At 72.8% G+C, this 11,513-nt stretch carries 11 protein-coding genes and 2 pseudogenes; 12 read left to right on the top strand and 1 reads right to left on the bottom strand.

Annotated features, from left to right (window positions below):
• A partial coding sequence (locus ABT288_RS41335) for a hypothetical protein (protein WP_351619581.1) occupies positions 1 to 917 on the top strand: 917 nt, incomplete at its 5' end.
• Complete coding sequence (locus tag ABT288_RS41330) at positions 914 to 1,408, top strand: RDD family protein (RefSeq protein ID WP_351619578.1); 495 nt, start codon at positions 914 to 916, stop codon at positions 1,406 to 1,408. The genes ABT288_RS41335 and ABT288_RS41330, both read left to right, overlap by 4 nt.
• Before the next feature lie 225 nt (positions 1,409 to 1,633).
• On the opposite strand, the gene ABT288_RS50400 is transcribed toward ABT288_RS41330, so the two are convergent.
• Complete coding sequence (locus ABT288_RS50400; protein WP_450861834.1) at positions 1,634 to 1,879, bottom strand: hypothetical protein; 246 nt, start codon at positions 1,877 to 1,879, stop codon at positions 1,634 to 1,636.
• A 192-nt stretch (positions 1,880 to 2,071) separates the two neighbouring features.
• On the opposite strand from ABT288_RS50400, the pseudogene ABT288_RS41320 reads away from it, so the two are divergent.
• From ABT288_RS41320 to ABT288_RS41275, 10 genes and pseudogenes are all read left to right on the top strand, one after another.
• Positions 2,072 to 2,259: pseudogene (locus tag ABT288_RS41320) on the top strand (hypothetical protein); the annotation flags it as partial.
• Positions 2,260 to 2,303: 44 nt separating this feature from the next.
• On the top strand, positions 2,304 to 3,692 hold the full coding sequence (gene murC / locus ABT288_RS41315; protein ID WP_351619575.1) for a UDP-N-acetylmuramate--L-alanine ligase: 1,389 nt from the start codon (positions 2,304 to 2,306) through the stop codon (positions 3,690 to 3,692).
• A gap of 14 nt (positions 3,693 to 3,706) precedes the next feature.
• A complete protein-coding gene (gene msrB, locus ABT288_RS41310; protein ID WP_351619573.1) occupies positions 3,707 to 4,114 on the top strand; it encodes a peptide-methionine (R)-S-oxide reductase MsrB in 408 nt (135 codons plus the stop codon).
• Positions 4,115 to 4,316: 202 nt separating this feature from the next.
• Entirely contained in the window at positions 4,317 to 5,708 is a 1,392-nt protein-coding gene (locus ABT288_RS41305) for a PP2C family protein-serine/threonine phosphatase (protein ID WP_351619570.1), read from the top strand.
• A gap of 230 nt (positions 5,709 to 5,938) precedes the next feature.
• Positions 5,939 to 7,276, top strand: a complete 1,338-nt coding sequence (locus ABT288_RS41300; protein WP_351619567.1) for a ferredoxin reductase family protein — start codon at positions 5,939 to 5,941, stop codon at positions 7,274 to 7,276.
• 16 nt (positions 7,277 to 7,292) lie between these two features.
• Positions 7,293 to 7,733 (top strand): FMN-binding protein, encoded by a 441-nt coding sequence (locus ABT288_RS41295; protein WP_351619564.1) that lies wholly within the window; start codon positions 7,293 to 7,295, stop codon positions 7,731 to 7,733.
• Position 7,734: 1 nt separating this feature from the next.
• A complete protein-coding gene (locus ABT288_RS41290; RefSeq protein ID WP_351619561.1) occupies positions 7,735 to 8,454 on the top strand; it encodes an FAD:protein FMN transferase in 720 nt (239 codons plus the stop codon).
• A 122-nt stretch (positions 8,455 to 8,576) separates the two neighbouring features.
• Positions 8,577 to 9,698 (top strand): annotated as a pseudogene (locus tag ABT288_RS41285) (ABC transporter ATP-binding protein); the annotation flags it as partial.
• A 401-nt stretch (positions 9,699 to 10,099) separates the two neighbouring features.
• A complete protein-coding gene (locus ABT288_RS41280) occupies positions 10,100 to 10,753 on the top strand; it encodes an ABC transporter permease (RefSeq protein ID WP_351619558.1) in 654 nt (217 codons plus the stop codon).
• Positions 10,750 to 11,418 carry an ABC transporter permease gene (locus ABT288_RS41275; RefSeq protein ID WP_351619555.1) on the top strand — a complete coding sequence of 223 codons (669 nt, stop codon included), beginning with the start codon at positions 10,750 to 10,752 and terminating at the stop codon, positions 11,416 to 11,418. Before ABT288_RS41280 ends, ABT288_RS41275 begins: the two co-directional genes overlap by 4 nt.
• Positions 11,419 to 11,513 lie beyond the last annotated feature (95 nt).

The following is an 11,513-nucleotide window of genomic DNA, read 5'->3' as shown; positions in this document are numbered from 1 at the left end:
GGGCCGGGCGCTGGGCGCGTGCCGCGACCTGGGCGTTCGTGCCGCCGGCCGTACGGGGCGCGGTGGTCCGCCGGATCCGCGTCTGGGGTGCGCGGGGAGCGCTGGAGCGGGCCCAGGCGCGGCAGGAGGCGCGCTCCGTCGCGCGGGCGCTCGTCCGGACCCTGACGGCGGCCGTGGTGGACGAGATCGACCTCGACGCCGTGGCCGACCGGCTGGACGTCGACCGCGTTGCCCGCCGCATCGACCTGGACGCCGCACTGGCGCGCGTGGACCTGGACGCGGTTCTTGCCCGGGTCGATCTCGACGCCGTCCTCGACAGGGTCGACTGGGACGCCGTCCTCGCCCGGGTCGATTGGGACGCCGTCCTCGCCCGCGTTGACGTGGACGCGCTCCTTGCCCGTGTCGATGTGGATGCGCTCGTGAGCCGTGTCGATGTGGACGCCGTGCTGGCGGGCGTGGACCTCGATGGGGCTCTTGCCCGGGTCGATCTCGAGGCCGTGCTTGCCCGGGTCGGCTGGGACGCCGTCCTTGCCCGTGTAGACGTGGACGCTGTCCTTGCCCGTGTAGACGTGGACGCCCTCCTGGCCCGGATCGACCTGGACGCCGTCCTCGAGCGCGTCGACCTGGACGCGATGGCGGACCGGGTGGACGTCGGCCGGGTGGCGCGGCGGGTCGATCTCGACGCGGTGCTGGCCAGGGTGGATCTGGTGAGCTGGGCCGAGCGGGTGCTCGAAGAGCTGGACGTCGGGCGGATCGTCAGGGACACGGGCGGCAGCATCACGGCGGAGACGCTGGACGCGTTCCGGGAGCGGAACGCCCGTGCCGACGGGCTCGTGGACCGGATGACCGACCGGCTGCTGCATCGCGACGGGCCGGACGGGGCCCCGCGGGCGGGCAGGCGGAAGAAGGCGTCATGACCTCGGTGGCCCGTCCTCGGGACCCGGTGGCCGTCCAGGGGCGGCCGGCCGGGATCGTCACGCGCCTGGTGGCGGCCGGCGTCGATCTGCTCGTGGTGCTCGCGACGGTCGCGGCCCTGGACCTCGGCTACGCGGCGCTGAGGTATTTCCTGCTCGGGCCGCCGTTCCTCCTGCCCGACCTGGGCCCGTGGGGCGCCGCGGGATTCGGGGCCGCCCTCACGACCGGCTATCTCGGGGTCAGCTGGGGCACGGCCGGGCGTACCGTCGGCGACCATGTGATGGGCGTACGGGTGACGAGCCGGTCGGGGGACATGCTCACCCCTGTCGCCGCGGTGCTGCGGGCCGTCCTGTACGTGATCTTCCCGCTCGGCCTGCTCTGGGTGGCCGCCGGCCGGCGCCGGGCCTCCGTGCAGGACCTCCTGGTCCACAGCGTCGTGCTGTACGACTGGTACGGCCACGCCGGGACCGCCGCGGTCCGTCCGCACGCCTGAGCCGGCGGACCGGTGAGGTCCGGGTCGTTCCCCGGTCCGCGCGGCCGGCCCAGGGGCGCAGCTCCACCCGGATGTGCGGCGACGCCGACCGTCCGGGTCGGCCCCGTCAGGATCCGGTGCACCGCCTCCACCACGAGCGGCGCCGTGCCGGCGCAGATGTCCGGCCCTGGGTCACGGCACGCCGTTCCGCGCCGCCGGAGCGGACCACGACGTCGACGAGGAAGGTCAGCGCGGACCGCCCGCGTGCGCCGACCGCCACCGGGGCCGGTGGGTCCGGGTCCGCCAGGTCTGCATTCCCCGTTCCCCGATGACCGGCCGGTGCCCCGGTGGGCCGGGAAACTCCCAGTTCAGCGTGGGCGCGCCGGCGTCCGGGTACTCCAGCTGGCCGGCGGCGCGGGTCCCGGCGGTGGGGTGCCGGCCGCTCAGCCCGTGGGCGACATGCGCCGCGTCGGCCGTCGCCCGGTCGTCCACGGCCCCGTGACCAGCAGGTCGCCGAGGTCGCCCAGGTCGCCGTAGCAGGCGGATCTCGGCCGCCACGTCCACATAGGGGACCCGGCATAGGGGACCCCGGCGCGCACGCGGCCTCCATCAGGGGAGCGGCCGCCGAGGCGAAGGGGCCGGCGCAGTCGAGGAACTTCCGGAGACCACCGGCCCGGCACCCGTATCGAGGCCATCGCAACGGCCACCGGCATGGACACGGCCACGACGCTGCGCCGCCACTTCCACCGCACGGTCGGCGTGCCCCCGGACACTTAAGGCGTACCTTCCGCCCATGCACCCCGGATCCGGGCGGGCCGAGGCCCGGCGTCATGCCTCGCCCCTTGCACGGGGCCCGGCGTCCGAGCGCATAGGCTAGGGCCCGCTCAGCCTGTACCGGAATCTTGGGGAGAACCACATGGCACCCGGCCTTCCTACCGCCATGGACCGACCGCACTTCATCGGCATCGGCGGCGCCGGGATGTCGGGGATCGCCAAGATCCTCGCGCAGCGCGGGGCCAAGGTCGCGGGCAGCGATGCCAAGGAGTCGGCGACCGCCGAGGCGCTGCGGGCGCTCGGCGTGACCGTGCACATCGGGCACGCCGCCGAGCACCTCGCCGACGACGCGAGCTGTGTCGTCGTGTCCTCGGCGATCCGCAAGGACAACCCCGAGCTGGCCCGGGCGGCCGAGCTGGGCATCCCCGTGGTGCACCGCTCCGACGCGCTCGCCGCGCTGATGGAGGGGCTGCGCCCGATCGCCGTGGCCGGCACCCACGGCAAGACGACGACCACCTCGATGCTGGCCGTCTCCCTCACCGAGCTGGGCCTGAAGCCGTCGTACGCCATCGGCGGCGACCTGGACGCGCCCGGCTCCAACGCGCTGCACGGCGAGGGCGACATCTTCGTCGCCGAGGCGGACGAATCGGACCGCAGCTTCCACAAGTACGCGCCCGAGGTCGCCATCGTCCTCAACGTCGAGCTGGACCACCACGCCAACTATGCCTCGATGGACGAGATCTACGAGTCCTTCGAGACCTTCGCCGGGAAGATCGTCCCCGGCGGCACGCTGGTGATCTCCGCTGACCACGAGGGTGCGCGGGAGCTGACCCGGCGGCTGGCGGGTTCGGTGAGGACGGTGACGTACGGCGAGGCCGAGGACGCCGACGTACGGGTGCCGTCGATCGTCCCGCAGGGGCTGAAGAGCCAGGTCACCGTGGTCCTGGACGGGCAGGAACTGACCTTCACGGTCTCCGTGCCCGGCCGCCACTACGCCCTCAACGCCGTCGCCGCGCTCACTGCCGGTGCGGCCCTGGGCATCCCGGCCGACGGGCTGGCGCCCGCGCTCGGCGCCTACACCGGCGTCAAGCGGCGCCTGCAGCTCAAGGGCGAGGCCGCCGGGGTGCAGGTCATCGACTCCTACGCCCACCACCCCACCGAGATGACCGCCGACCTGGAGGCCATGCGCGCCGCCGCCGGAGACTCCCGGATCCTCGTCGTCTTCCAGCCGCACCTGTTCTCCCGCACCCAGGAGCTGGGCAAGGAGATGGGCCAGGCCCTCGCCCTCGCCGACGCGTCCGTGGTGCTGGACATCTACCCGGCCCGCGAGGACCCGATCCCCGGCGTGACCAGCGAGCTGATCATCGAGGCCGCGCGCGCCGCCGGCGCCGACGTCACCGCCGTCCATGACAAGGCCGCGATCCCCGCGGTGATCGCGGGAATGGCGAAGCCCGGTGATCTCGTTCTCACCATGGGCGCGGGCGATGTGACCGACCTGGGCCCGCTGATCCTGGACCGCCTGTCGCAGTAAAGGGGCTGAGGCTCATGTCGTACGACGTCGAGAAGCCGGACGAGCAGTGGCGCGCGGAGCTGAACCCCGCCGAGTACGCCGTGCTGCGCCAGGCCGCCACCGAGCCGGCCTTCACCGGTGAGTACACCGACACCAGCACCAAGGGTGTCTACTCCTGCCGGGCCTGTGGCGCCGAACTGTTCACGTCCGACACGAAGTTCGCGTCGCACTGCGGCTGGCCGTCCTTCTACGACCCGAAGGACACCGACGCGGTGGAACTGGTCGAGGACCGCTCGCACGGCATGGTCCGCACCGAGGTGCGCTGTGCCCGCTGCGGCTCCCACCTCGGGCACGTCTTCGAGGGGGAGGCGTATCCGACCCCGACCGACCAGCGGTACTGCATCAACTCCATCTCGCTGCGGCTGGCGCCCGCCGAGGACTGACCCGTCCTTGATCCCCGCCCGGATCGATCGACACTCCGAATCTGGCAAAAGGCATCCTCGACAGGGCTCGTCCGGTCGAAGATGAACGCCATCGGATACCGGAGCGGGGCTCAGGTTCTGTTCTCGGCCTGCCGAGGGCGCTGGGACGGATGAGGTCGGTGCCCGACTTGCTCCGGTTTGAGATTCTGTGAGGGTGTTGGGTGTGGCGCGCTGGATCCAGTCCCGTCGCAGGCCTGTGCCCGCCGACAGCGGCCGCCACCGCGCGGACGAAGGCGGGCACGAGTCGACGGCGATATCCGCGCGAGCCGGTGATTCCCCGGATGCGGCGGGTTCCGCTGATGCCGCGGGCTCGGCGGATGCCGTGGGCCCGGCTGAGGCGGCGGAGGGCGCCCCGGACGTCGATGCCGTGGCGGCCGGTGGCGCACCGCTGAGCCTGCTGCGGGACGCGCTGGCCGCGATCGGCACGACCCTCGACGAGGCCACGACCTGCGCCGAGCTGACCCGGATCGCCGTACGGCTGGCCGGCGGCACGGCCGCCGTGCTGCGCCGGACCGGCCAGACCATATCCGGATACGAGGCGATCACCGGGGACGCCGACGCGCTGCCCGACGCCCGGTGGGCCACCGCGGCGGCCCGCGAGGCGGAGACACCGGCGCTCGGCGCACAGCCCGAGCCCTGGCTGGAGTACCCGGGCGCCCCCCGCACCCGGATCGCGCTGTGCACACCGCTGACCAGCGGCGAGGAGGGGTACGGCGTCCTGGTGTGGGCCCGCTCCGGGCAGCCGCTGCGCCGCGCCGAGGCCGAGCTGCTCAGCCTGCTCGCCGAGCGCGCCGCCTCCCACATCCGGCACGCCCGCGCCTACGCGAGCATCAACCGCACCGCCGGCGACCTGCAGCGCGCCCTGCTCGCCGAGCCCGGCCGCCCGCACCCCAACCTCGACATCGCCATCCGGTATCTGCCGGCCGGCGGCGGCGTGCTGGTCGGCGGCGACTGGTGCGAGACCGTACGGCTGCACTTCGGGCGGACCCTGCTGGTCGTCGGCGACGTGATGGGCCACGGCCTGGAGGCCGCCGTCGACATGAGCGCCTACCGCTCCTCCCTGCGCTACATCGCCTCCGCCGACCTTCCCCCGCACCGGGTGCTGCGGCAGATGGACGAGATCGCCTCCCGCGAGTCCGACCTCAGGCCCGCCACCTGCCTGCTCGCCCGCGTCGACCCGGGCCGCCACCAGGTCACGCTGGCCAGCGCCGGGCATCTTCCGCCCGTGCGCATCACCTCCGGCGGTGAGGCCTCCATGGTGCCGGTCCCCGTCGGCCCGCCGTTGGGCACCGGGCTCGGTGGCTATGAGTCGGCCACGCATCCGCTGGCCGAGGGGGAGACGCTCGTGCTGTTCACCGACGGGCTGGTGGAGCGGCGGGGTGAGGACATCGACCGGTCTCTGGAGCGGCTGTCCGCGGTTCGCTTTCCCGGCGGGGACGGGCTGGAGGACGTCCTGGACATCATCCTCGGCCGGCTGGACGCGCGGCATGCGGAGGACGATGTCGCCGCGCTGGCCTGCCGGCCGCATACCCGACAGGGCCCGGGTTCGTCGTAGGGGTGCTCTGCGTTCGCGGGTGCGGCGTGGCTTGTCGCGCCCACGCGGCGGAGCCGCATGCCGGTACAGCCCCGTGCCCCTTCACCGACCCCCGTCCACCCGTCCGGCTCAGCCGGAGCTGCCGGCCGCCGCCGGCCACATCAATACTCGAGTGAAAGTCGTCCGACAGGAATACGTCAGCCATCCCGGGCGAAGCGCGTCATCCAGGACCCGATCAAGGAGCCGCGTCCGTGACGACCCTCCAGACACGTCCCGCACCCCCCACGACGATCCGCCCCCGGGTCGTGGCCCGTACCGGCCTGTACACGCTGCTGGCCGTCAACGCGGCTGTTGTGGCCTGGTTCTTCGTCCAGGCCGGATTCGCCTCGAACACCCTGATCGTGCTGGGCCGCCTCGCCGGCCTGTGCGGCGCCCTCCTCATGGCTTTCCAGCTGCTGCTGGTGGCCCGGCTGCCCTGGCTGGACCACCGGATCGGCATGGACCGGCTGACCTCCTGGCACCGCCGCACCGGCTTCGGCATCCTGTGGACCCTGCTCACCCACGCGGTGTTCATCACCTTCGGCTACGCCCAGGCGTCCTCGATGGACCCGGTGAACCAGCTCGTGAACCTCGCCGAGACCGTCGAGGGCGTGCTGCGCGCCATCGTCGCGCTCGCGCTGATCGTCCTGGTCGGCGCCGTCTCGGCCCGCTGGGCACGCCGCCGACTCGCCTACGAGACCTGGCACTTCATCCATCTGTACACCTACGCCGCCGTGGTCCTCGCCTTCACCCACCAGGTCGCGGCCGGTACGACGTTCACCTCCTCACCGACCGCGAGGACGTACTGGTACTCGGTGTGGGGCGCCGCCCTGGGCTCGGTCTTCGTCGGCCGGCTGGTGCTGCCGCTGTGGCGGAACCTGCGGCACCGGCTGCGGGTCTCGGCGGTCGTACCCGAGTCCGACGACGTCGTCTCCGTCTACGTCACCGGCCGCCGCCTGGACCAGCTGCCCGCCCGCGCCGGTCAGTTCTTCCTCTGGCGGTTCCTCACCCGGGACCGCTGGTGGCAGGCCAACCCGTTCTCCCTGTCCGCCGCCCCCGACGGCCGCACGCTGCGCCTCACCGCCAAGGCGGTCGGCGACGGCAGCGCCGCCCTGCGGCAGCTCAAGCCCGGCACCCGCGTCTTCGCCGAGGGCCCCTACGGTGCCTTCACCACGCTGCACCGCACCCGCCCGGAGTCCGTGCTGATCGCCGGCGGTGTCGGCGTCACCCCCATCCGGGCGCTGCTGGAGGACCTCGAGGGCCACGCCGTGGTCATCTACCGGGTGGCCACCGACCGCGACGCCGTCCTCTACGACGAGCTGTGCGACCTCGCCCTCGCCAAGGGCGCCGAACTCCACCTGGTGACCGGCCCGGTCGTCCCCGACCGGCTCGCCCCCGACGAACTGGCGCGGCTCGTCCCGGACATCGGGGCCCGGGACGTCTTCCTGTGCGGGCCGCCCGGCATGATGACCGCCGTGCTGCGCAGCCTGGCCGACCTGGGCGTGCCCAAGCGGCAGATCCACTTCGAGCGCTTCAGCCTCGCGGGCTGAGAGAGGGCGTTTGACCGTGAAGCGAGCCATTCCCGTCTTCGTCCTGACCGTCGCCGGACTGATACCGGTGTGGCGGTACCACCCCTCGGCCGGGACCGTCGACACCGCACAGCCGGCGGCTCCGCCGACTCGAGTGCCGTCCGCCGCCGCCTCCTCGCCATCCGCGGCGTCTTCCGCGGCGTCTTCCGCGACCTCCTCGAAGGTGGTCGCGGGCACCGCGGTCAGCACCACGAAGGGCGTCTTCCAGGTGGAGGTGACCTTCCGGGGCGACCGGATCACCTCCGTGCGGATGCTCCAGGCGCCCCACCATCCGCAGACCCGGTGGGCCGTACCGGAGCTGGTCGCCGAGACGCTCAAGGCGCAGAGCGCCCACATCGACACGGTGTCCGGGGCCACGATCACGAGCCGGGGATACCGGGAGTCCCTCCAGGCCGCGCTCGACGCCAAGGGCTCCTGACGTGCGGCGGGTCGAGCACGTCATGGGGTTTCCGGTCTCACTGCGGATCGACGACGAGGGCGACTTCGGCGCGGCCGCGGACGAGGTCTTCGCCTGGCTGCGCCAGGTCGACGCCCGTTTCAGCCCGTTCAAGTCCGACAGCGAGGTCTCCCGGTACGGGCGCGGGGAGCTGGCGGAGGAGGAGCTGAGCGAGGACCTGGGGGAGGTCCTCGGCCTGTGCGAACGGTACCGGGCCGCCACCGGTGGTGCCTTCGACGTGCGGCTGCCCGGCCGGGGGTTCGATCCCTGTGCGGTGGTCAAGGGCTGGTCGGTGCAGCGGGCGGCCGGGCTGCTGGCGGCGGCCGGGGCGCGGCGGTTCTGCCTGAACGCCGGTGGTGACGTGGTGGTCTCCGGCGGGCCGTGGCGGGTGGGCATCCGGCATCCGGAACAGGCCGACCGGGTCTGTGCCGTGCTGGCGGTCACCGACGCGGCCGTGGCCACCTCCGGGCGGTACGAGCGCGGTGACCACATCCTCGACGGCCGCACGGGACGCCCCGCCACAGGGCTGTTCAGCCTCACCGTGGTGGCCCCGACCCTGACGGAGGCGGACACGACCGCCACGGCCGCCTTCGCGCTGGGCGCCGACGGGCCGGCCTGGGCCGCCGCCCGCCCCCGCTGCGAGGTGTTCGCGGTGGACACCGGACGGCGCGTGGTCCGCACCCCGGGACTGCCGGTCGCCTAGCCATTCACCCGCCAAAACGCTGAAACACTCGAGGTCTAGACTCTCCCCGCAACGGGCTGCGCAGCGACGGCCGTGGCCGAAAGCGGGCGGAAATCCGCCAAACCCGAAGGGCATTCGGCGTTTTGATACGGATAGAGTCAGTCACGAAGCGGTATCCGGACGGCACGGTCGCGGTCGACCGGCTGTCGCTGGAGATACCGGACCGCGCGATCACCGTCCTCGTGGGCCCCTCCGGCTGCGGCAAGACGACGACCCTGCGGATGATCAACCGGATGGTGGAGCCCACCGAGGGCAGCATCCTCCTCGACGGCACGGACATCCGGCGGCAGCCGGTCAACACCCTGCGCCGTTCGATGGGTTACGTCATCCAGAACGCCGGACTCTTCCAGCACCGCACCATCCTCGACAACATCGCCACCGTGCCCCGGCTGCTCGGCTGGGGCAAGCAGAAGGCCCGCGCGCGAGCCGCCGAGCTGATGGAGCGGGTGGGGCTCGACACCGCGCTCGCCAAGCGGTACCCCTACCAGCTCTCCGGCGGCCAGCAGCAGCGCGTCGGCGTGGCCCGGGCGCTCGCCGCGGATCCGCCGGTGCTGCTGATGGACGAGCCGTTCTCCGCCGTCGACCCCGTGGTGCGCAAGGGACTTCAGGACGAGCTGCTGCGTATCCAGGACGAGTTGGGCAAGACCATCGTCTTCGTCACGCACGACATCGACGAGGCGATCAAGCTCGGCACGATGGTCGCCGTGCTGCGCACCGGCGGCCGGCTCGCCCAGTTCGCCCCGCCCGCCGAGTTGCTCAGCGCGCCCGCCGACTCCTTCGTGGAGGACTTCCTCGGCGCCGACCGGGGCATCCGCCGGCTGTCCTTCTTCCCGTCCGCCGGACTGGAGCTGCAGACCGAGCCGATCGTGGACATCGACGCCGACGCCGACCGGCTCGCCCCCCGCGCCGACGCCCCCTACCTCCTCGTCACCGACCCCGAGGGCAGGCCGCTCGGCTGGAGCGAGCCGGACCGGCTCACCGCCGGGGCCGTCGACCGGGCGCAACTCCTCGACCACGGGCGGCCGTTCGTGCCCAGCAGGGACTCGCTGCGCACCGCGCTCGACGGTGCGGTGCTCTCACCGACCGGCTGGGCCGTCGCGGTGGACGACGAGGGCCGCGCCGTGGGCGTCGTCTCCCAGCAGACCATCGGCGAGGCCATCCGCACAGCGCACAGCCGGGCCGCGGCCGGCACCGAGCCCGAGCGAGGCCGGATCCCGGACGACACCGGGACGGAGCGCGGTCAGGCCGAGACCGGCACCGATGCCGTACAGGACCGGGCCGAGGACGACGCCGAGGCCGTACAGGACCGGGCCGAAGACGACGCCGATGCCGTGCAGGGCCGGTCGGTGGACGGCGGTGAGGCCGAGCGTGGGCGGGTCGAGGACGACACCGGGACGGAGCGCGGTCAGGCCGAGACCGGCGCCGAGGCCGTACAGGACCGGGCCGAAGACGATGCCGATGCCGTGCAGGGCCGGTCGGTGGACGGCGGTGAGGCCGAGCGTGGGCGGGTCGAGGACGGCGCCGATGCTGTAAAGGACGCCCCCGCGGACAGCACCGACGCCGCGCAGCGCGGTCCCTCGGACGGCTCCGGCCTCAAGGCCGCGCAATGAACGGTTTCTTCGACCTTCCGAGCGACCTCCAGCACAGCTACCTCGGGCTCGTCGGCCTGCATGTGCGTGAGGGCCTGCTGCCGGTGCTGGTCGCGCTGCTCGTCGCGCTGCCCGTGGCCCAGCTCTGCGTACGCTTCCGCTGGGTCTACCCGCCCGTCCTCGGCGTCACCACCGTGCTCTACTCCATCCCGTCGCTGGCCTTCTTCGTCGTGCTCATCGACTACTTCGGGCAGAGCGAGACCACGGTGATGATCCCGCTCGCGGTCTACAGCCTGGTGGTGCTGGTACCGGGGATCGTGGACGGCGTCCGCTCGGTGCCGCAGGAGACCCTGGCCGCCGCGCAGGCCATGGGCTTCGGCCCCGTACGCCGTTACCTCCAGGTCCAGTTGCCCATCGCCGCACCCGCGATCATCGCGGGTCTCAGGGTCGCGGTCGTCTCCAGCTTCTCCCTGGTCAGCGTCGGCATGCTCATCGGCAACCAGGGCGCGCTCGGCAACATGCTCAACGACGCCACCACCTACCACCGGCCCGCCCTGGCCGTGAACTCGGTCCTGACGACGGCGCTGCTGGGCATCCTCGCCGACGCCCTGCTGGTCCTCGTCCGCCGTCTCCTCACCCCCTGGATGCCGAGGAAGGGTGCCACCCGGTGAACGTCCTGAACTTCGCACACGCCTTCTTCAGCGACAGCGCCCACTGGCACGGCTACGACGGCATCCCCACCCGGCTCGCCGAGCACGCCAAGTACTCCGTGGAAGCGCTGCTGTTCGCCACCCTGATCGGGCTGCCCGTCGGCCTGGTCACCGGCCACTACGGCCGCGGCGGCAACGCCCTCGCCCTGATCGCCACGGCGGGCCGGGCGCTGCCCAGCTTCGGTCTGCTGGTCCTGATGTTCATCTGGATCGGGTTCGGTCTGCTGCCGGTGATGATCCCGCTGGTCGTGCTCGCCGTACCGCCCATCCTGGTCACCACCTACGAGGCGGTCCGCTCCGTCGACCCCTCGCCGGTGGACGCGGCCCGGGGCATGGGCATGCCCGAGGCGAGGGTGCTGTTCCAGGTCGAGCTGCCGGTCGCCCTCCCCCTCATCCTGAGCGGTCTGCGCACGGCGGCCATCCAGATCGTCTCCACGGCCACCATCGCCGCCTACGTCAGCCTCGGCGGACTCGGCCGCTACATCATCGACGGTCTCTACCAGCGGGACTACGAGAAGGTCGTCGGCGGCGCCACCCTGGTGGCCGGACTCGCCCTGACCACCCTCGTGGTGTTCTGGGCGGCCTCCCGGATCACGGTCTCGCCGGGGGTACGGCGGAGCGGCTGAGGCCTGCCCGCCGGTGCCGGCCGACAGGGCGCGGACAGGGCGCCCGGCGGGCTGTGCCCACAAGCGACCGCAGATCGAGGCCAATCGGTGATCTG

The sequence above is a fragment of the Streptomyces sp. NPDC001093 genome, from assembly GCF_040298985.1.
Classification (GTDB): Bacteria; Actinomycetota; Actinomycetes; order Streptomycetales; family Streptomycetaceae; genus Streptomyces.
The sequence above is the reverse complement of the archived record's forward strand: the minus strand, read 5'-3'. Positions and strand labels throughout refer to the sequence as shown.

Coding starts and splice junctions, on each gene's coding strand:
- ABT288_RS41330 (WP_351619578.1), top strand. CDS start 914: ATGACCTCGGTGGCCCGTCCTCGGGACCCGGTGGCCGTCCAGGGGCGG.
- murC (WP_351619575.1), top strand. CDS start 2,304: ATGGCACCCGGCCTTCCTACCGCCATGGACCGACCGCACTTCATCGGC.
- msrB (WP_351619573.1), top strand. CDS start 3,707: ATGTCGTACGACGTCGAGAAGCCGGACGAGCAGTGGCGCGCGGAGCTG.
- ABT288_RS41280 (WP_351619558.1), top strand. CDS start 10,100: ATGAACGGTTTCTTCGACCTTCCGAGCGACCTCCAGCACAGCTACCTC.